Genomic DNA, 20,055 nt, shown 5'->3' on the forward strand with positions numbered 1-20,055 from the left:
CAGATGGTAGACTTGCCGCTACCGCGAAACAAGGAGGTAGAATTTGGCTGGAGATGCAAGGCGTCCGAAAGGATTTGGGGCCATTTCGCTGGCGCTTGGCGGGATCGCATCGGGCTTTCTCGCAGCCACCTGCTGCGCCCTTCCCATGCTGCTTGCTTCGGCGGGGCTCGGGTCCGCCTGGCTCGTCGGCATAGCTGTCCCGGCCGCGCCCTACCGGCTCTGGTTCGTCGCATTCGGCGCGATTTCGCTCGCCGCCGGCGGCGTGCTGCTGGCCCGCCAGCAATTGCGCGCGGCGCGCTGCGGCGCCGATGGCGCGTGCGTGCCCGCGTCGCTGCGCTTTGCGACCCTGATCGGCCTGCTCCTCGGCGCCGTCCTCTTATGGCTTGGCTATCGCTATGCTTGATCGCTCGCCGGTCCTGCAATCGACGCTGAAGTGTCCGCTCTGCGGTCAAATCGCCGACGAAATCATGCCCACCAATGCGTGCCAATACTTCTACGACTGCAAGGGTTGCGGCGCAGTCCTCAAGCCGCTGCCGGGAGATTGCTGCGTCTTCTGTTCCTATGGCACGGTGCCCTGCCCGCCTGTGCAAGTCGACGGCGGCAAGGGCAGCTGTTGCGGCTGAGCCGGACGACGCGGACGGTCCCGATGATGCGTGGCTAGGAGGCCCCTGCGGCGATTGCTTCGATGACCCGGCAATCCGACACCGGCCCGCCGTCGCAGAGCTGGACGATGCGCGCAAGTTCGGCACGGAGATGTCCCATACGCTCCAGCTTTTCATCGACGTCGTGGAGGTGGCGCGCCGCAAGCGCACGGATTTCGGCGCAGTCCTGCCCCGGTCCCAAGGCGAGCGCAGTCAACGACCGGATTTCGTCGATCGAAAAGCCGAGGCCCCTGGCATTGCGGATGAATGCGAGGCGCCCGACATCCTCGTCCCCGTAGGTGCGCCGGCCCGAGGCCGTGCGCGCGGCGCAAGGCAGCAATCCGATATCCTCGTAGAAGCGGATCGTATTTACCTTCGTGCCGGTGCGTTTCGCCAAGCCGCCGATCGGCAGCCGCGTGTCGCGCGCCATCTCCATTCCTCTCAGTTTCGCCTCGATTTCAGCTTGCTTCTACAGTTACTGTAGAATGTAGAACAGGGGAATGAGCAATGACAGCAATTGCGGCTGCACGGGCGACACCGTCAGAGCCGAGCGTGATCCCGCCTATCGACGGGCCTTGTGGATCGTCGTAATTCTCAATCTCGGCTTCGGTGCGATCGAGATTGTCGGCGGGTTCATCGCAAACAGCCAGGCGCTGAAAGCCGACTCGCTCGACTTTATCGGGGACGGCACGATCACGTTGGCCGGCCTCGTCGCGATCGGCTGGACCGCGCTCGCCCGCACCCGCATCGCCTTGGCCCAAGGCCTGTTCCTGCTGTCGCTGGGCATTGGCGTCATCGGCGTCGCGCTGTGGCGCGCCCTGACCGCCGTTCCGCCCGAAGCCGAGCTGATGGGCGGCATCGGCGTCGCTGCCCTGCTCGTCAATCTCACCTCGGCCGCCGTTCTCTCGCGGTTCCGCGAAGGCGACGCCAATGTCCGCGCGGTGTGGCTGTTCAGCCGCAACGACGCGATTGCCAATGTGGCGGTGATCATCGCCGCCGGCCTCGTCGCATGGACCGGCCAAGCTTGGCCCGACCTTGCAGTCGCCGCCATCATTGCCACGCTCTTCCTGCATTCGGCCTATGAGATTCTACGCAGCGCGCGGACCGAATTGCGCGATCTGTCGATTGTGGCCGGACAATAGAGCCGATGCCCTCCGCCCGCCGCCTTCGCTCTCTGCTGATCGCGCTTGCTGCAATCGGCGGCCTCGTCGTGCCGACGGCACAGGCCCGTACTGATGCCGACGAAGTCCAGACCATCTGGCGTCTGCTGGACTATGTTGCGGTCGACTATGGTGGCGCCATCGCGAATGGCGAGGTGACGAGCCCGGTCGAGTATGCCGAGATGACCGAGTTTTCGGCCACCGTTCGCAAGGGCATCGAAGCCCTTCCGGCATCACCGGCGCGGGCTCGCCTGGTTGGCGAAGCAGGACAACTGCAAATGGCGATCGCTTCGAAGGTGGACCCCGGCAAGGTGGCTGGCCAGGCGCGCGGACTCGCGGCGGACCTGCTCGCCGCCTACCCTGTGCCCCTCGCGCCGCGCAGTGCTCCAGATCCCCGGCGCGGAGCCCAAGTCTATCTGGAAAATTGCGCCAGCTGTCACGGCGCGCGCGGCGATGGCAATGGGCCTCAGGCCAAGGGGCTCGACCCGGCACCTATCGATTTCACCGACGTCGGACGCGCTCGCAAGCGCAGTCTGTTCGCGCTCTATCAGGTCATAGGACAAGGGCTCGAAGGCACGTCCATGCCCAGTTTTGCCCATTTGCCGTCCGACGACCGCTGGGCGGTAGCAGCCTATGCCGGTGGATTTGCCTTTCGCGACGTGGCGGCCGGCCGGCGTGTCTGGAACCAGACCCCCGCGGCGCGCGAACTGGTCCCCGACCTGCAAGCCTTCACGAGTCTCAGCCCGGAAGCGCTTGGTCGTGGGCTGGGATCGGAGCAGGCCGATGCGCTCACCGCCTATTTGCGCTCCGATCCCCAAGCTTTGACAACCGCTTCACCCGCGACGCTCTCGGTTGCGCGTGACAAATTGGCGCAAAGCCTTGCCGCATACCGCAAGGGAAATCGGAGCGAGGCAGAGCGCCTGGCGCTGTCCGCCTATCTCGACGGCTTCGAACCGATCGAGCCGATTCTGACAACGCGCGATTCCGCCCTTATGGCGCAAATCGAATCCGCGATGTCCGATTATCGCGTTTCCATCGCGCAAGGTGTGCCGGTCGAAGCGGTCGCGGGTAAAGCCGAGGCAGTCGAAGCCCTTTTCGCCGATGCCGAAGCTGCACTGTCTCCCGATGCAGCCAGCGACGCATCGACCTATGTCGGGGCGCTGACCATCTTGCTGCGCGAGGGTCTCGAAGCCCTTCTGATCATCGTGGCAATGATCGCCTTCTTGCGAAAGGCCGAACGGCCTGAAGTCCTACCCTATGTCCATGGCGGCTGGATCGCGGCCCTGGCGGCCGGCGGCGCAACCTGGGCCATCGCGACCTATGCAATCTCGATCAGCGGAGCGAACCGCGAGTTGACAGAGGGATTCGGTTCGCTTTTCGCCGCAGTCGTTCTCGTCTGGGTCGGCATCTGGATGCACGGAAAATCGCATGCGGAGAGCTGGCAACGCTATATCCGCGAAGCGATGGGCAAGGCGCTATCGCGTCGCTCGGCCTGGTTCCTGTTCGGGCTCGCTTTCCTCGTGGTTTATCGGGAAGTCTTTGAGACCATTCTGTTTTTCGCAGCCCTCTCCGCGCAAGGAAGCCGCAGCGCGATCGCCGCCGGAGCAGGAACCGCAGTGGTGATCCTTGCAGCAATCGCATGGGTCATGCTTCGTTACAGCCGGGTCCTGCCAATTGGGAAATTTTTCGCTTACAGCTCCGCACTGATCGCCATCCTTTCGGTTGTCCTGGCCGGCAAGGGCGCGGGCGCGCTACAGGAAGCCGGCCTCCTCGGCATCACACCGCTCGCTCATTTTCCTCGCTTCCCGGCGATGGGGATATTTCCTTCGCTGGAACCGTTGTTGCTCCAGCTTCTCGCGCTTGCAATCCTTTGGATCGGCTATCGTTACAACAGTCGGCAACATAGCCGGATCGAGACAGCGCCCGGTCGATGGGGGTAATCGTCACGGGGTCGGCGCGCTCCTCCCAGGCTGTGCTGGGGCTTCCGAAAAGAGCCCCCGAGCCACAGCGTTTACCCGGCGCCCGTTACGCACACGAGTTAGGCCTGCTATCGAGACCCGATGCCCGACACGTCCAACTGGAACGGCCGACTTAGACTCGGCGACTATCATGCTCTCTGGTCGGGTTCGGTCGGCGATGCCGCCGCGCACCGCCATTTTGCGGCGCAGGCAGTGTTTTGTGCCGAGCCGCTTACGGTGGTCGATGCTGACGGCGCGCGCCAGTCGGGGCGTTGCTTGCTCATCGAACCCGATACCGTGCACCGGCTGCTCCCCGCGCCCGCGGCCGAATTATGGTTCGTCGAGCCGACAGTGGGCTTCGGTCCGCCGGTAGAACTGAAAAACCGGCTGATCCGCTCCGATCCGATTCACGTCGAGATGCTGGGACAGCGGTCCTTCTGGAAAAACTGGCTGACGCGAGGCGCCCGCCCCCCGCTCGATCCGCGCATCACCCGCGCCGCCGCCTCGATTGACCGCCTGATTCCCATGGGCTCTGTCCGTCTCGCGGATGTGGCGGAGGAGAGCCGCCTTTCGCTCGGCCGCTTCCGGCATCTCTTTGCCGCCGAGATCGGCATGCCCTTCCAGCGCTTTGTGCTCTGGCGACGGTTGATTATCGCTTTTGACGAATTGGGAATGCGCCGCAGCGCGACCGAGGCCGCACATATGGCCGGGTTCAGCGACAGCGCGCATTTCGCCCGCACGATCAAGGCGATGTTCGGTATTCGGGCAAGCGACCTTTTCATCGAATCATAGCCTCTCCGTTCAAGCCGATGCGTGACGGCGCCTAGTAAAGGGCCATCATGTCAGACGCACACAGAGACTTCGTCCCGGCACTCGGCAAGAGCGGATCGCTCGACCGCTACGATGCCGCCATAGCCCTCATGACCAGAGAGAAAAGATGGCGAAGCGACTTGCTCCGCTTTGCCGAACCGCGGCCGGGCGAGCGGATCGTCGATATCGGGTGCGGCACGGGGACGTTTGCAATCGCCCTCAAGCAGGCGGCGCGCGAGAGCATCGTTCTGGCGGTCGATCCCGACCCCGCCGTGCTGGAAATCGCACGCGCCAAGGCTGAGGTTGCCGATGCCGAGATTCAATGGTTCGAGGCCATGGGCGACGAGCTGGACAGCATTGATGCACTCCAGCAATGCGACAAGATTGTCTCGAGCCTCGTCCTCCACCAGTGCCCGATGGACGTGAAGGAGGCGATAGCCGCACAGATGTTCCGGCTCCTGCAGCCCGGCGGAACCCTCTTCATCGCCGACTATGGCGAGCAGCGTTCATTGCTGATGCGCATGCTTTTTCGACAGATCCAGCTGCTCGACGGGTTCGAATATACCGAACCGAACGCGAAGGGCTGCGTCCCGGAAATCCTGACAGCCGCGGGTTTCGAGGCGGTCGAAGAGATAAAGGTCATCCCGACGCCGACCGGCTCGATTTCCATCTATCGGGCGAAGCGCTAGCTTCGCGCCCGGCCCGCGCGGTCTCGGCTAGCCGCGCCAGTGACGCCCGCGGTGATGGTGGTGCATCCGCCGCTTCTGATAGCGCCGCTCGTAGCGGTCCCGCCGTTCATAGCGGCGATCATGGCCGCGGTAGTCGGGATCGTAGCCGCGATAGTCGCGGTCATAGCCATAGTTGGGCACGCCGTGGCGTGAGGAACGATAGTCGCGGTCATGACCACGCGGCGCGTCATGTCCGCTGCTATATCCCCCGCGATCGCCATGGTGCTGGGCAAGGGCCGTTCCGGGGACCGCGAAGGCGAGCATCGCAGCCGCGATCGTCATCAGTTTTCGCATGTCAGTCTCTCCTTATCGTGGAGTTCAAAATCCCCCTTCATGCTTGAATGCGCTGTGAATATGGCTCCGCTGCCACTGATCCGTCGGCTACCCGGCGCCTCCATGCGACAGGCCGATCGAGGAAAGGACAGGATCTCGCAGCATGGTGGGCACCCGCCCCGCGTGGACAAGCGGGGCGGGTGCGGCCCTTATTTGCCCTTCGCCGCAACGGCGGCCTGGACTCGGGCCTCGACCTGTTCGGGGCTGGGCTGGACGAGCATCTCGCCATTGACGAAGAAGGTCGGGGTGCCCTTGACGCCGACGGCCCTCGCGTCGGCGATGTCCTGCTCCATCCAGGCCATCGCATCGGTGGTCGGCATCGCGCGCGCCTTGGCGACATCGAGGCCGGCCTTCTCGGCTGCGACCCAGGCACCGTCCATTTTTCCGTCGTGCCAGTCGGGCTGCGCTTCGAGCAGCGCAGCCGTCACCGGCTCGAGTTTGCCCTGCACACGGGCGGCTTCGAGGATCACGATCGCCTCGGCCGACCCGGGGTGGAGCGGGAGGTAGCGCATCACGAGCCGCACATCCTTGGGATATTTGGCGACGATGCCCTTCACCGTCGGATAGAAGGCGCGGCAGGCCTCACACGACGGGTCGAAGAATTCGACGATCGTGACCGGGGCATTTTTCGGACCGATGATCGGCGAGTGCGGGCGGATGAGGCTGTCGACGGGACCCGCCACGACCTTCTTCGTGGGTTCGCCCTCGGCGGTTCCGCTGTAGAGCATCGCGCCGCCGGTGAAGGCGAGCGCCGAGAGGACAAGCGTGGCCACCACTCCGATACGTCTGTTCATGATTTCAGTCTCCTTTGAAAGTTGAGCAAGAGGGTCAGGATGAGCGCGAATGCGGCCAGCGACAGGAGGGGCAGCGGCACCCCTCCGATGGCCATGCTCTCTCCCGAGCATGACGGGCCGCCGGTGCAGGGGACGATCGGGGCCGGAATGACGCCGACGTAGAGCAGGCTATGATAGAGCGCGACGAGACCGCCGCCGAAGGCCAGCGCCAGTCCATAAGGAACGACCGCGCGGTCCGACCTGAACGCCGCGATGCCGAGAATGATCGCGAGCGGGAACATGAAGGCGCGCTGGAACCAGCAAAGGTCGCACGGCGCCTGGCCCATGACCTCGCCGACGAAGAGGACGGCAAGGCTCGACAGGAGGGCGATGGCCCAGGCCGCGCCGAGCGGACGCCATTTGTGCGGAGCGAGCAGCGGAAAGCTCGTCATCGCCGACCGCCTTTGAACTTGGACTTGGGCCGTCGCGGCGGCGGTTGCGGCTTGCTGTATTTTGACTTGAGGTAGCTGAGCAGGATGCCGTCGATCGACGCGATCATTCGCTGGAAGCTGGTCTTGATGCCGGGAAGCCGGAGCCAGGCAAAGGGGCCGCGGCAGCGATAGCGGTGAACGAACTTCGTCCCGCTTGCCGTCGGGGTCAGGATATAACTCTCCTCGAACTGGAGGATGAAGCTCGGCTTGACGTCGAGTATCAGCTCCTCGCCGGGGCGCGCGGAGAGCACCGTCGCGGAGACTTCGAGAAACTTGGGTTTGTGCGGATCCATACGCATCGAATAGCGGATCGCGATCGGGTCCTCGGCAAGCCGCTCGATCCGGACATAGGGGTTCCAGATCCGGTGGTTCTCGAAATCCCCGAGGACCGCCCATATCTGTTCCGGACTATAGGGGAGGTCATGCTCCCGCTCGAACTCCATCAACTTCACTCCTCTATCGATCGGCCGCCGGGCTTTGCCCCGCGCCGATGTCGGTGACGCCCGCAGGCGATGGGTCGGCGTGCGCGCCGCCCGTTGTGAACCAGCGGCGCAGGCGCGGGGCCATCCGGCGCTCGAAGCCCGCCGCGAGGCTGAAGGACGCCGGCACAATCAGCAGCGTCAGCATTGTCGACAGGATGAGCCCGCCGATCACCGTGACCGCCATCGGCGCGCGCCATGCGCCGTCGCCAGTGAGCGACAGCGCCGTCGGGATCATGCCCGCGACCATCGCGACCGTGGTCATCAGGATCGGCTGCGCGCGCTTGTGCCCGGCGTCGACGATCGCCTCGTCGCGCGGCACCCCGGACGCCATTTCCTCGATCGCGAAGTCGACGAGCAGGATGCTGTTCTTGCCGACGATGCCGAGCAGCATCAGCACGCCGATGAACACGGGAAGCGAGAGCGGATAGCCCGTCAGCAGCAACGCGACCGCACCGCCGAGCGGGGCGAGCAGAAGCGATCCCATGTTGACGAAGGGCGGGATGATCTTGCGATAGAGCAGGATCAGGACCGCCAGCACGAGGAAGATCCCCGATACGACCGCGATCGCGAAGTTGCGCAGCATCTCGGCCTGCCACTTGGCGCTCCCGAGGACCAGCCGCGTGACCCCGGCGGGCAGGGTCTTGAGCGCCGGCAGCGCCTCGACCTTATCCATCGCCTGACCGGTCACGAGACCCGGAGCAAGGTCGGCCCCGATGGTGAGCTGGCGCACCTGGTTGGTCCGATTGATCTGGGTGGGGCCGGCGCCGAAGCCTATCTCGGCCACAACCGAGAGCGGCACCGTTCCCCCGTTCCGGGTCGGAACCGGCATGTTGCGAAGTGTATCGAGCCGCTCGCGCGCGGTTTCCGCAAGCGCGACGCGCACCGGTATCTGCCGGTCGGAGAGCGAGAATTTCGCGCTATTCTGGTCGATCTCGCCAAGCGTCGCGACGCGGATCGACTGGCTGAGCGCCTGCGTCGTCACGCCGAGCTGCGCCGCGAGCGCGAAGCGCGGGCGAATGACGATCTCGGGGCGCTGGAGATTGCCCTCGACACGCGGCGAGCGGATTTCCTTCACGCGTGCCATTTCGGCAAGCAGCCGGTTGCCGACATCTTCGAGCTTCTTCGGGTCGTCGCTGCCGAGCGTGATCGAGATGTCACGGCTGCTCCCGCCGCCGCCGCCATGCTGCGACTGGAAGTTGATGCGGGCATCGGGAACCTCAGCCAGCCGCGGCGCGCGGTCCTTTTCGAACTCGGTCGAGGTGAGCTCGCGGTCCTTGCGCAATTTCAGATAGACCGTCGCCGTGCCGACATCGATCCGCGACAAGGCGGATTCGACGAGCGGGTCGCGCTTCATGAGATCGGTCACCTCGTCGGCCACCGCCTCGGTCTGTTCGAGCGTTGCACCCGGGGCGAGCTGGATGGCGACGCGGCTCGTGTCGGAATCGATCGACGGCTGGAAGGTCATCGGGAGCAGCGAGAAGCTGAAAATGGTCGCAAAGAGCGCCAGCACACCGATGCCGACCACCCAGACGCGATGGTCCTTGATATAGCCGAGCCATTTCCAGCGCCCGCCGCGCGCACGCGCGGCAGCGGCCCCGCTGGTGTCGAGGCTCCAGCGCAAGATGCGCATATAGGTGTCGATCAGCGGGCCCTCGCCATGCTTTTGCGGACCCTGCGCAGAGAGAAAATAGGCGGCGAGCATGGGTGTGATCATGCGCGCGACCGCGAGGCTCATCAGCACCGCGGCCACGACCGTCAGTCCGAAATTCTTGAAATATTGCCCGGCGACGCCCGGCATCAGCCCGACCGGCAGAAACACCGCGACGATCGTCATCGTCGTGGCGAGCACCGCGAGGCCGATCTCGTCGGCGGCGTCGATCGAGGCCTGATAGGCCGATTTGCCCATCCGCATGTGGCGCACGATATTTTCGATCTCGACGATCGCATCGTCGACCAGCACGCCGGCAACGAGGCTAAGCGCGAGCAAGGTCATCATGTTGAGCGAGAAGCCCATGAGGTCCATGAACAGGAAGGTCGGTACCGCCGACAGCGGGATGGCAAGCGCCGAGATCAGCGTCGCGCGCCAGTCGCGCAAGAAAAGGAAGACGACGACGACCGCAAGGATCGCGCCCTCGACCATCGCATTGATCGCCGAATGATATTGGCCCTTGGTATATTCGATGTCGCTGAACAGCTCGGTGAATTTGACCTTGGGGTTTTCCTTCTCGAGTTTTCGCAGCTCCTCGACCGCCGCGTCGTAAACGGTGACATCCGAGGCGCCCTTGGCGCGCTCGAACCCAAAGGTCAGCACCTGCCGCCCGTCCTGCTTCGAGACCGAGCGCTGCTCGGCGTAGAGATCCTTGACCTCGGCGATATCGGCGAGGCGCACGGTCCGGTTCGTTCCGACCGAGATCAGCGTCTCGCCGAGGGCGTTGGCGCTGCTGGCGTTGCCGAGGATGCGGACGGCCTGCTCGGAGCCTGCGACCTCCATCCGGCCGCCGGCCGCATTGACGTTGAGCTGGACGAGCTGGGTGTTCACCGCGGCGGCGGTGAGACCATAGGCGCGCATGCGCTCGGGGTTTAGGATGACGCGGATTTCGCGGCTGACGCCGCCCCGGCGATAGGCGTCGCCCATACCGGGGACCGCGATCAGCCGCTTCGCGACGACATTATCGACATACCAGCTCAATTCCTCGAGCGTCATGTCGGTGGCCGAGGCCGACCAATAGGCAAGCGTGTTGCCCGAGGTCGAGAGGCGGATAACCTGCGGTTCGAGGATGCCGTTCGGCAGGTTGCTGCGGATCTGGGTGATCTTGTCGCGGATATCGGTCACCGCCCGGTCGATCGGTGTGCCGATCGCGAACTGGACGAAGGTCTGCGACTGGCCTTCGGTAACCGTCGAATTGAGCTCGTCGATCCCCTCAATCGTCCGCACCGCCGCCTCGACGCGCTGCGTGACCTGCGTTTCGAGTTCGGTGGGCGCGGCGCCCGGCTGGGCGATGATGACGATGGCGCCCGGAAAATCGATGTCGGGATCGCTCTGGACCCCCATCATGAGGAAGGAGACGATGCCCGCCACCGTCAGACCGAAGAACATGACGAGCGGCGGGATCGGGTTCCGGATGGACCAGGCCGAGATATTCTTGAAGTTCATCCTCTCTCCCCCTTCCGGTTCGATCGCGCCGCGACTGCGCGCCCTCAGCCCATGCTGCGATCGCGATAGGCGAGCAGGCGAAGCGCGTTGGCGACGACGACGAGGGTCGAGCCTTCGTGCGCCGCGACCGCCGCACCAATTCCGAGCCCGAAGATCGTCGCCGGCACGAGGACCACGACGACGCCGAGGCTGACCACCAGATTCTGGCGGATGATGCGGCGCGTCTGGCGGCTGAGCCCGATCGCGAACGGCAGATGAGCGAGGTCATCGGCCATCAGCGCGACGTCGGCGGTTTCGAGGGCGACATCGGACCCTGCGGCGCCCATCGCGATCCCGACGGTGGCGCTCGCCATCGCCGGTGCGTCATTGACGCCGTCGCCGACCATGGCGACCGGCTGCTGCGCCTTGAGGTCGCGAATGGCATCGACTTTCTGGTCGGGCATAAGGTCGCCCCAGGCCTCGTCGATCCCGACTTCTGCGGCAATCGATTCCGCGACCTTCTGGTGGTCGCCCGAAATCATGATCATCCGGCCGATGCCGAGTTCGCGGAGTTTGGCGATCGCGGTGCGCGCCGCTTCGCGCGGCGTGTCCATCAGGCCGATCGCGCCAAGATCGCGGTCGCCCATGCGGACCACCATCGTCGTGCGGCCCTGTTCGCGGAGGCCTGCGATCGCCGCCGCCACTTCGCCCCCGATCGGTGCGATGCCGTCGGCACCGAACATTTCGGCCTTGCCGATGAGGACGGTCTCGCCCTCGACCTTCGCCGTGACGCCGCGACCCGTCAGGCTGTTGAGGTCGTCCGCCACCGGTACGCGCGCCGACGTCAGCATGGCCTCGCCATCGCGCGCGATCGCAGCGGCAAGGGGATGATCGCTCAGCCGCTCGACCGCCACCGCGATGCGCAGCAGTTCCTCCTTCGGTACGCCGCTGGCCGGCAGGACATCGGTGATGCGCGGCTTCCCTTCGGTGAGCGTTCCCGTCTTGTCGAACGCCAGCGCGGTCAGCGAGCCGAGATTTTCGAGCGGGCCACCGCCTTTGACCAGCACGCCGCCGCGCGCCGCACGTGCAACGCCCGACAGGACGGCGCTCGGCGTCGCGATCGCGAGCGCGCAGGGGCTTGCCGCGACGAGGACCGCCATGGCGCGATAGAAGCTGTCGCGGAACGGCTCGTCGACAACGACCCAGGCAAAGAGCAGGACGAACACGAGCGCGAGCACGCTTGGCACGAAGATGCGCTCGAACTTGTCGGTAAAGCGCTGGGTCGGCGATTTCTGCGTTTCCGCCTCGCTCACCATCTTTACGACCTTGGCGAGCGTCGTATCGGCCGCAAGACGGGTTACCGCGATCTCGATCGCGCCATAGCCGTTGATGGTGCCCGCGAAGACGCGATATTTCCCGTCGAGTGCATCGGGCTTTGCCGCGGCCTGCGCACGATCGGCCACCGGTTCCTTGTCGACGGGGACGCTCTCGCCGGTAACCGGGGCCTGGTCGACCGCCGTGCGGCCAACGACGACGAAGCCGTCGGCGGCAAGACGCTCGTTGGGCTTGACGATGACGGTGTCGCCAATCGCCAGCTGCTCGACGGGGACTTCGCGAGCCGTCCCATCGGCATCCTTCACCGTCGCGGTCTGCGGCGCCAGCTCGGCAAGCGCCTCGATCGCGCGCTTGGCGCGGCCCATGGCATAATGTTCGAGCGCATGGCCGAGGCTGAAGAGGAAGAGGAGCAGCGCGCCTTCGGCCCAGGCGCCGAGCGCGGCAGCGCCGGCCGCGGCGACGAGCATCAGCGTGTCGATCTCGAAGCGCTTGAGCTTCAGATTCTCGATGGCCTCGCGGACAGTAAACCAGCCGCCGAAACCATAAGCGGCAATATAGAATGCGAGGGGAACCCACTCCGGTGCCGCGGCGAGCTTCTCGATGGCAAAGCCGATGCCGAGGACGAGACCACAGAGGAGCGCGAAGATCAGCTCGGTTCGCTCGCCGAAAATGCCGCCATGATCATGGCCATGGTCGTGGCTGTCCTCGCCCGTGTGGCCATGTTTGTGATCAGGCCCATGCGCGTGATCCGGTCCATGGTCATGGCCATCATCGCCGTGCTGGTGGGGGGCTTGTGCCGGGGTAGCCGCGGCGACGGCAGCCGATTTCTGTGTGACGCCCATATCCGAGAGTGTCTTCCTGATCGTTTCGATGGAGGTCTCCGAGCGCTGGAACTCGGCGCGCAGCGTGCCGGCGGCGCCGACTTCGGCCTCGATCACGCCCGGCATTTCGCGAAGCTTTAGTCCGATGGTCCGCGCGCGACGGGCGTGGCCTACGCCTTCGAGGTCGTCCCAGAAGAGATGCTGATACTGGCCAGTGAGCTCGGCACCGGCGCTGCGCGCGAGTTGTCGCACACGTTCGAGCGGGAGAATATCCGGACGGTAGTGGATGCAGAGCTGCGGCGGCGAACCATCGCTCGAGCGGACGACATGGACCTTGTCGACGCCTTCGCGCCCTTCGAGTTCGCCCATCAGGCGCGCGACGCAGCGGTCGGCGGTGTCGGCGACTTCGGGGAGGAGAAGCGGAATATCGAGCCGCAACTGGTCACTCATGATGCCATCCTTTTCTCTTGGCGATCGGCACTGCGATCCGGACCTACACTAAACGCCCGGCAGGATGAGGTGCGGGAGCCATTGCGGGATGCGACCCGGCTCCCGCACCTCCCTGACCGCCGGAGATCCCTGCCCGTGGTGAGGGGGGCGATTGAGAGGGGCCTCCGACGGCCAGGTTTCGAATTCAAGATCATGCGCGACGTCCGCTCGGCCGCGCGTAGCGGGACTGAACCGTCGTGCGACGGAGTTGCTGTTCGAGCGCCATGTTCGAGCGCTTGAGAAAAACGCTGCAAACCCGCCGCAGAATGGGGTAGCCGAGCCATGAGAAGAGGCCTGCGCATTCCAGGCGATGGGTAACCTCCACCCCCTGGCCGAGCTTTTCGAGCCGGTAGCTCTCCTCGATGACGAGCAGCCCGGGCGTGCCTGTCCGCCAGGAGAAGCCGGTCAGCCAGTCGAGCGCTGTAATCCGCCCCTCGGATGCAAACTCCGGACCCCGCTTCCCGCGCGGTGAATAGACATAGCCTACGCGGTCGTCATCGCCCGGGCGGTCGGTAAAGCGGAGCGTCGGGTGCCAGTCGCCATACCGGTCGATATCGACGAGCAGACGCCAGACGCGCCCGATCGGGACCGGCAAGCGGAGCGAGGTGCCTACCGAGAACATCGGAGACCTCCTCGCTCGCGCGAGCTGGTCCGCGACGCAGGCCGGGGACCTGCGCCGCGGTGTAGACCGGCAAGATGCCGGTCAGCTCTGAACATCGGGGGGCTCCGCGGCGGATTTCCCGCCGAGGATGTCGACCGCTTCGAGCGTGATGAGCCCGATGTCCGGTATTTCGGTCAGCTGCGCCGCAAAGTCGCGGAGCTGCTGTTCCTCGTCGATGATCTCGATCACGACCGCCCGGTCATTCTCCAGCGCATGCTTGCGATGGAGATGCGCCGAGCGACCGAAACCGAGAACCGCTTCGAGCACCGTAACGCCTGCCAGCTTGTGCTGGCGAGCGAGTTCGGAAATGAACTCGAAGACCCGCTGATCGCCGAAGAAGGCGGATTCATCGGTGTAGATGCGCAACAGCTTGGATGCTTTTGTCATGACGGTCTCTCCCTATTCCGTGACCGGCTGGACCGCCGGCTCCGCTTTTCGCTTCAGGAACTTCGGCTGCCAGTTCGCCCCGAGGACGACTTTTGCGATCGCGGGAAGGACAAGCAGCGTCAGGATGGTCGCCGCGATCAGGCCGCCGATAACGGTCGTCGCGAGCGGCTTCTGTACTTCGGCACCCGTGCCGGTCGCGATCGCCATCGGGACGAAGCCGATCGCGGGCACGAAGCCGGTCATGATCACCGCACGCATCTTCTCGGTCATGCCCTCGCGGATTGCCTCCGCGAGCGGGACGTCATTCTCGAGCCGCTCGCGGATCGCCGTCATGACGACGAGACCGTTGAGCACCGCGACGCCGGCAAGGCAGATGAAGCCCACCGCCGCGGACACCGAGAAATTAATCCCGGTCAGCGCGAGAGTGAACACGCCGCCCGCGAGCCCTAGCGGCACCGCAAGGAACACGGCGGTCGCGCGCCCGAAGGTGCCGAGCGCCATGTAGAGCAGGATGAAGATGCCCGCGAAGCAGAGCGGAACCACGATGGAGAGCCGCTGCGATGCGGCCTGCAGGCTTTCGAACTGCCCGCCCCATTCGAGATAATAGCCCGCCGGGAGCTTCACATTGGCGATCTTCGCCTGCGCTTCGGCCACGAAGGATCCCGCATCGCGGCCTTCGAGGTTCACCTGCACGACGACGCGCCGCTTGCCATTTTCGCGGCTGATCTGGTTGAGCCCTTCAGTCAGCCGAATCTGCGCGACTTGCGCGAGCGGAACCTGCCCACGGTTCCCACCTTCGGATGGGAGGAGGACAGGAAGCGCGCGAATGTCGTCAAGATTGACGCGGGTCGCGTCGGGCACACGCACGATGATGTCGAACCGGCGATCGCCTTCATAAAGGAGACCCGACTCCCGTCCGCCGAGCGCCGCCGACACCGTATCGGCAACCTCCTGTACCGAGAGACCGTAGCGCGCAATCGCATTGCGATCGAGCTTCACGTCGAGAGTCGGAGCGCCGCCCACCTGGTCGGCCTTGACGCTGCCCGCACCCGGTATGCCCTGGAGCACGCGCACCATCTCGTTCGCCGCGAGCGACATCTTGTCGAGGTCGTCCCCGTAGAGCTTGATGGCCACGTCGCCGCGGACACCCGCGATCAGTTCGTTGAAACGAAGCTGGATCGGCTGGCTGACTTCATAAAGCTGGCCGAGCTGGCCACCAGCGGCTTTCTCGATACGCTCGACGACATCGGCCTTCGAATCGACACCTGCTGGCCACTGATCCTGCGGTTTCAGGATCACGAAACCGTCGGAGATGTTCGGCGGCATCGGGTCGGTCGCCACCTCGGCGGTACCCGTCTTCGAGAACATCAGCTCGACTTCGGGCAGGCTCGAGATCGCCGTCTCGACGTTGCGCTGCATTACCAGAGACTGTTCGAGGCTCACCGAAGGCACGCGCGTCGAGGCAAGCGCCATATTCTTCTCGTCGAGCTGCGGAATGAATTCCGAGCCGAGCAGTCCGAACGCCGGGATCGCAAGGACGAAGAAGGCAAAGCCGCCGGCGATGAAAGCCCACGGCTTAGCGAGCGCCTTGTCGAGCAAGGGCAGGTAGCGCTCCTTCGACTTGCGGATCGCCCAGACTTCCTTCTCGGCAACCTTGCCGCGAATCATTAGCGCGACAAGCGCCGGAACCAGGGTGATCGCGAGAATGAAGGCCGCAACGAGCGCGAGCATGATGGTGATGGCCATCGGCGAGAAGGTCTTCCCCTCGACGCCCGTAAACATCAGCAACGGCGCGAAGGCCAGCAGGATGATCGCCTGGCCGAAGACGGTCGGTTTGATCATCTCCTGGCTGGCGCGCATCGTCTCCTCGAGACGTTCGCGAAGGTTGAGCAATCTCCCTTCCTGCTCCTGCCGGTGCGCCAGTCTGGCGAGGCAGTTTTCGATGATGATCACCGCCCCGTCGACGATCAGACCGAAGTCGAGCGCGCCGAGGCTCATCAGGTTACCTGGTATCCGGAAGGCGTTCATGCCCATCGCCATCATCAGGAAGGAGAAGGGAATGACGAGCACCGCGATGATCGCGGCGCGCCAGTTGCCGAGCAGGAAGAAGAGCGCGGCCGCTACGAGCAGCGCGCCTTCGGTGAGGTTCTTTTCAACCGTGCCGACGGTCGCGTTCACGAGCTTGGCGCGGTCGAGTACCACCTTCACTTCGACGCCGGGCGGCAGGGTCTTCGACACCTGCGCGATCTTCGCCGAAACATCCTCCGCAACAGTGCGGCTGTTCTGCCCGATCAGCATGAGCACGGTGCCGATGACCGCCTCCTTGCCGTTCATGCTGCCCGCACCGGTGCGAAGGTCGCCACCGATCTTCACATTGGCGAGCTGTCCGACGGTGACGGGCACGCCGCCGCGCGTCGCGACGACGGCATTGCGGATTTCGTCCACCGAGCGGACGCGTGCATCGACGCGCACGAGATAGGCCTCGCCGGCCCGGTTATAGTAATTGGCACCGACTGCGAGATTGGCGCGTTCGAGGGCTTCACCGAGTTCGCTATAGGAAATGCCGTAACTGGTGAGGCGGGTCGGATCGGGTTCGACCACGAAGGTCTTGGCATAGCCGCCGATCGAGTCGACGCCGGCGACGCCGCCCACCGACTTCAATTGCGGGCTGACGATCCAGTCCTGCACCGTGCGAAGATAGCCCGATTTGGCAATCTCGTCGGTGAGGATATCGCCCTCGGGGGTCAGATAGCTGCCGTCGGGTTGCCAGCCGGGTTGGCCCGCGACCTTCTTGGCGCCCTTCCCGTCGGGATTTTTATAGCCGACGGTATACATGACGACCTCGCCGAGACCCGTCGTCACGGGACCGATCTGCGGCTGCGCCCCGTCGGGAAGATTCTCGCCCGCCTGGAGAAGCCGTTCGCCCACTTGCTGGCGTGCGAAATAGAGGTCGGTTTCATTGGTGAAGATTGCCGTCACCTGGCTGAAGCCGTTGCGCGAGATCGAGCGTGTCGTCTCGAGCCCCGGAATGCCTGCCAGCGAGATTTCGATCGGGTAGGTTACGAGCTTCTCGATTTCGACCGGCGAGAGACGCGGATCGATCGTGTTGATTTGCACCTGCTTGTTGGTGATGTCGGGAACCGCGTCGATCGGCAGCTTGGTGAGCTGCCATACGCCGAGTCCCGCGATCACGAGGAAGAGAAAGAGTACCGCCCAGCGCGCGCGGACGGATAGCGCCATCAGTTTCGCGATCACGGTTTATTCCTCCTCGCCCGCGCCCTTGCCGAGTTCGGCCTTGAGCAGGAAAGCGTTCTTGGTCGCGACGATCTGGCCCGGCTTCAGCCCGGAGAGGATTTCGACACGGCCCGCGCTGCGCTGGCCGACGGTGACCTGCTGCGCGCGGAAGCCGTCCTTCGTGCGGACGAACACCACGTCGCGGCCTTCGAGAGTCTGGAGGGCTTCGTCGGCGATCACGATCCGGGCCGGCCCACCGGTTTCGGCGCCGCGGCTCGGAAGCAGCCGCACCCGGACCGCTAGGCCCGGCTGGAGCGCCCCGGGTACATCGAGCACAGCGGTTGCCGAGCGCGTGTCGCCCGACAGGCCGGGCGTGACGGCGCGCACGCGGGCATCGATCGTCCGTCCGTCGGGAAGTTCGATGATCGCACGGTCTCCGGGCGAGAGCCGCTGTGCATCGGCCGGACCGACGGCGGCCTCGATCTGCACCTTGCTGGGATCGGCAACGCGGAACAATTCGGTTTCGGGCTGGACGAAGGCGCCAAGGCTGGCGTTCTCGGCCGTGATCCGTCCCGAGATCGGGCTTGCCACGATGACGCTGCTGCCATCGCGCGTGACCTGCGCGGCGCTCGCTGCGGCGCGCGCGCGCTGCGCTTCGGCCGCGGCGGCCGCGGCTTCGGCTTGCGCCTGCTCATAGTCGACGCGCGCCGACACCTTCTGGTCGAACAGGGTCTTCTCGCGGTGGAGATTTTTCTGCGCGAGCGCCGAGCGCGCATCGGCGGCAATCCGTTCCGCCGCAATCTGGGCGGCGTCGCGGCTTTGCACGATCGCGATCGTCTCACCGGCGCTGACCGGATCGCCGAGCCGCTTGAAGAGACGGGTGACCGCGCCGCCCGCGCGGGCGGTGACGATCGCCTCGCCGCTCGGCGCGGCGGTAACGGTCGCTTGCGAGATGATTTCCGAACCGAGTCCGCCGGCGCCGATCGTCTCGACGCCGATTTCGGCGGCCTTGATCGCTTCGGGCGTGATGGCGAGGCTGCTCGGAAGGGCTTCGCTCGCCGCTTCCTTTTCGCCTTCGGCAGCCGGTGCGGCCGCTGGGTCGGCGGTGCAGCGTGCAACGCCGAAGCCCGTGACGGCAGCGAGTATCATGGCGCCCGCGACAGTGCCGAGGAGACGCTTGTCCTTGGTGATCATATTCTATCTCCGCTGTTGATGCGGTTCGCGAGCCGACCGGCGGCGCACCCCTGTTGACTTGGAAGGACGATGGCGAAAGCGCCTCCGTCCACTGGAAGGCTCGGCGCGCTCATGGCTGATGATCCGCATCGCCGTCGGCGGCTGCCTGGCGCGAGAGGATGGCGCGGGCTTCGGCCCGGGCCTGCCGCGCCGCGATCAGCTCGGCCTGCGTTGCCGCATAGGCCTGCTGCGCGTCGATATATTCGACGAGCGAGGACTTGCCGGCGCGGTAGCTGAGTTCGGCGAGCCGGACACCTTCGCGCGCCTGCTCGATGCCGCTACCCTCAAGCGCCGCGAGGCGGGCCTCTGCGGCTTCGAGTTCGGCCTGCGCATTGGCGATCTCCGCCTGAGCATTGACCACCGCATTCTCGCGCCGCGCAATGGCGGCGGCGACATCGGACTTGGCTGCCGAGATGTTGCCGCGGTTGCGGTCGAAGACGGGGAGCGGCACGGAAACATTGGCGATCAATGCGCGATCGCCGGTGTCGCGAAGCTGACGCACCCCGAAGCCGACCGACGGATCGAGCCGGCCATCGGCGCGCTGCCCCTGGAGCCGCGCTTCAGCAATCAGCTTCTCGGTTTCTGCCAAGCGAACGTCGAGCGTCGCGAGCGAGTCCACCGTCTCCGGTGCCACCCACATATCGCCCTCCATCAACTCGGCAGGCGGGACCGAGCTTCCGAGGAGCGCCGCGAGCGAACGCCGGGCGGTTCTTTCTTCGGCCTCGGCCGTGCGTAGCTCGGCGGTGGCCTGAACGAGAGCCGCATTGGCGCGGAACGCGCGGAGCGGCGGCTCGTTGCCGGTATCGACCATGGCCTGTGCCACGCGGACGAGTTCGCGGGCACGCGCTTCATTTTCGCGTGCGAGCGCGAGGCTATCGCGTGCCGCGAGAGCGGTCGCGAACTGGTTGCGGACATCGAGCGCAAGATCTGCGCGTGCAATCTCCAGCCTGTACTTCGCGGCCAGAAACTCGGCGTCGGCGAGCGTCATGCGGGCCCGGCGCCGGCCCCCGATATCGAGGCGCTGGTTTACCGACACGGTCGTTTCGAGACCGTTCAGGCCCGAATAGGGGCCGGTGCCTGCGAAATTCTCGACATCGACATTGAGCGTCGGATTGTAGCGATAGCCCGCCTGACGCTGGCGACCGCGAGCGGCCTCCACTTCGGCTTCTGCGGCAACCACGCGCGGCGAGCGCGCGTCGGCTTCCTCCATCGCCTGCGCGAGGGACAATCGAGCGGGAAGCGGGCCGGTACGCACGGCCTCGCCTGCGGAAGAAGGCGGTCCCACCAGCTCCGTCGCTGCCGACTGGGCAGCGGCGGGCGCGGAATTTGCGCCTGCAACGAGCGCCACGAGACTCGCGGCGACAACTATGGATTTCATGAAAAGGA

At 65.3% G+C, this 20,055-nt stretch carries 18 protein-coding genes; 6 read left to right on the forward strand and 12 right to left on the reverse strand.

The annotated features are described in order from the left end of the window. The first annotated feature begins 43 nt into the window (after positions 1 to 43). Both J1N50_RS08140 and J1N50_RS17935 read left to right on the forward strand, forming a co-directional pair. A complete protein-coding gene (locus J1N50_RS08140; RefSeq protein WP_246553241.1) occupies positions 44 to 403 on the forward strand; it encodes a mercuric ion transport protein, MerT in 360 nt (119 codons plus the stop codon). Further along, complete coding sequence (locus J1N50_RS17935) at positions 396 to 623, forward strand: GDCCVxC domain-containing (seleno)protein (protein WP_281414821.1); 228 nt, start codon at positions 396 to 398, stop codon at positions 621 to 623. The genes J1N50_RS08140 and J1N50_RS17935 overlap by 8 nt, the downstream gene beginning before the upstream one ends. 34 nt (positions 624 to 657) lie before the next feature. Here the strand turns inward: J1N50_RS17935 and J1N50_RS08145 are convergent, their stop codons facing one another. After that, positions 658 to 1,071 (reverse strand): MerR family transcriptional regulator, encoded by a 414-nt coding sequence (locus tag J1N50_RS08145; RefSeq protein ID WP_215352520.1) that lies wholly within the window; start codon positions 1,069 to 1,071, stop codon positions 658 to 660. A 70-nt stretch (positions 1,072 to 1,141) separates the two neighbouring features. On the opposite strand from J1N50_RS08145, the gene J1N50_RS08150 reads away from it, so the two are divergent. The 4 genes from J1N50_RS08150 (at position 1,142) to J1N50_RS08165 (ending at position 5,258) form a co-directional block, all read left to right on the forward strand. Further along, on the forward strand, positions 1,142 to 1,783 hold the full coding sequence (locus J1N50_RS08150) for a cation efflux transmembrane domain-containing protein (RefSeq protein ID WP_215352522.1): 642 nt from the start codon (positions 1,142 to 1,144) through the stop codon (positions 1,781 to 1,783). A 5-nt stretch (positions 1,784 to 1,788) separates the two neighbouring features. Next, entirely contained in the window at positions 1,789 to 3,741 is a 1,953-nt protein-coding gene (locus tag J1N50_RS08155; RefSeq protein WP_215352524.1) for a cytochrome c/FTR1 family iron permease, read from the forward strand. 255 nt (positions 3,742 to 3,996) lie between these two features. Next, positions 3,997 to 4,551, forward strand: a complete 555-nt coding sequence (locus J1N50_RS18010; RefSeq protein WP_215352526.1) for a helix-turn-helix transcriptional regulator — start codon at positions 3,997 to 3,999, stop codon at positions 4,549 to 4,551. A gap of 47 nt (positions 4,552 to 4,598) precedes the next feature. Beyond that, positions 4,599 to 5,258, forward strand: coding sequence for a class I SAM-dependent methyltransferase (locus tag J1N50_RS08165; RefSeq protein WP_246553243.1), 660 nt, complete (start codon positions 4,599 to 4,601; stop codon positions 5,256 to 5,258). Between the two features lie 27 nt (positions 5,259 to 5,285). Here the strand turns inward: J1N50_RS08165 and J1N50_RS08170 are convergent, their stop codons facing one another. The 11 genes from J1N50_RS08170 to J1N50_RS08220 form a co-directional block, all read right to left on the reverse strand. Next, positions 5,286 to 5,591, reverse strand: coding sequence for a hypothetical protein (locus J1N50_RS08170; RefSeq protein ID WP_215352530.1), 306 nt, complete (start codon positions 5,589 to 5,591; stop codon positions 5,286 to 5,288). 188 nt (positions 5,592 to 5,779) lie between these two features. Continuing rightward, entirely contained in the window at positions 5,780 to 6,424 is a 645-nt protein-coding gene (locus J1N50_RS08175) for a DsbA family protein (RefSeq protein ID WP_215352532.1), read from the reverse strand. Then, positions 6,421 to 6,855 carry a disulfide bond formation protein B gene (locus J1N50_RS08180; protein ID WP_215352550.1) on the reverse strand — a complete coding sequence of 145 codons (435 nt, stop codon included), beginning with the start codon at positions 6,853 to 6,855 and terminating at the stop codon, positions 6,421 to 6,423. The genes J1N50_RS08175 and J1N50_RS08180 overlap by 4 nt, the downstream gene beginning before the upstream one ends. Further along, on the reverse strand, positions 6,852 to 7,337 hold the full coding sequence (locus tag J1N50_RS08185; RefSeq protein ID WP_215352553.1) for an SRPBCC family protein: 486 nt from the start codon (positions 7,335 to 7,337) through the stop codon (positions 6,852 to 6,854). Before J1N50_RS08185 ends, J1N50_RS08180 begins: the two co-directional genes overlap by 4 nt. A 13-nt stretch (positions 7,338 to 7,350) precedes the next feature. Next, complete coding sequence (locus J1N50_RS08190) at positions 7,351 to 10,530, reverse strand: efflux RND transporter permease subunit (protein ID WP_215352563.1); 3,180 nt, start codon at positions 10,528 to 10,530, stop codon at positions 7,351 to 7,353. A 44-nt stretch (positions 10,531 to 10,574) separates the two neighbouring features. Next, entirely contained in the window at positions 10,575 to 13,115 is a 2,541-nt protein-coding gene (locus tag J1N50_RS08195; RefSeq protein WP_215352566.1) for a heavy metal translocating P-type ATPase, read from the reverse strand. 190 nt (positions 13,116 to 13,305) lie between these two features. Further along, positions 13,306 to 13,776: an SRPBCC family protein gene (locus tag J1N50_RS08200; protein ID WP_215352576.1), complete on the reverse strand. Its 471-nt coding sequence runs from the start codon at positions 13,774 to 13,776 to the stop codon at positions 13,306 to 13,308. A gap of 81 nt (positions 13,777 to 13,857) precedes the next feature. After that, positions 13,858 to 14,202 carry a DUF190 domain-containing protein gene (locus tag J1N50_RS08205; RefSeq protein WP_215352580.1) on the reverse strand — a complete coding sequence of 115 codons (345 nt, stop codon included), beginning with the start codon at positions 14,200 to 14,202 and terminating at the stop codon, positions 13,858 to 13,860. Between the two features lie 12 nt (positions 14,203 to 14,214). After that, positions 14,215 to 17,457 carry an efflux RND transporter permease subunit gene (locus tag J1N50_RS08210; RefSeq protein ID WP_215352592.1) on the reverse strand — a complete coding sequence of 1,081 codons (3,243 nt, stop codon included), beginning with the start codon at positions 17,455 to 17,457 and terminating at the stop codon, positions 14,215 to 14,217. Between the two features lie 3 nt (positions 17,458 to 17,460). Continuing rightward, on the reverse strand, positions 17,461 to 18,630 hold the full coding sequence (locus J1N50_RS08215; RefSeq protein ID WP_215352595.1) for an efflux RND transporter periplasmic adaptor subunit: 1,170 nt from the start codon (positions 18,628 to 18,630) through the stop codon (positions 17,461 to 17,463). A gap of 109 nt (positions 18,631 to 18,739) precedes the next feature. Continuing rightward, positions 18,740 to 20,047 (reverse strand): TolC family protein, encoded by a 1,308-nt coding sequence (locus J1N50_RS08220; protein ID WP_215352598.1) that lies wholly within the window; start codon positions 20,045 to 20,047, stop codon positions 18,740 to 18,742. Positions 20,048 to 20,055: the final 8 nt, after the last annotated feature.

Source organism: Sphingopyxis soli, assembly GCF_018682675.1.
In the GTDB taxonomy this organism is placed as follows: domain Bacteria; phylum Pseudomonadota; class Alphaproteobacteria; order Sphingomonadales; family Sphingomonadaceae; genus Sphingopyxis; species Sphingopyxis soli.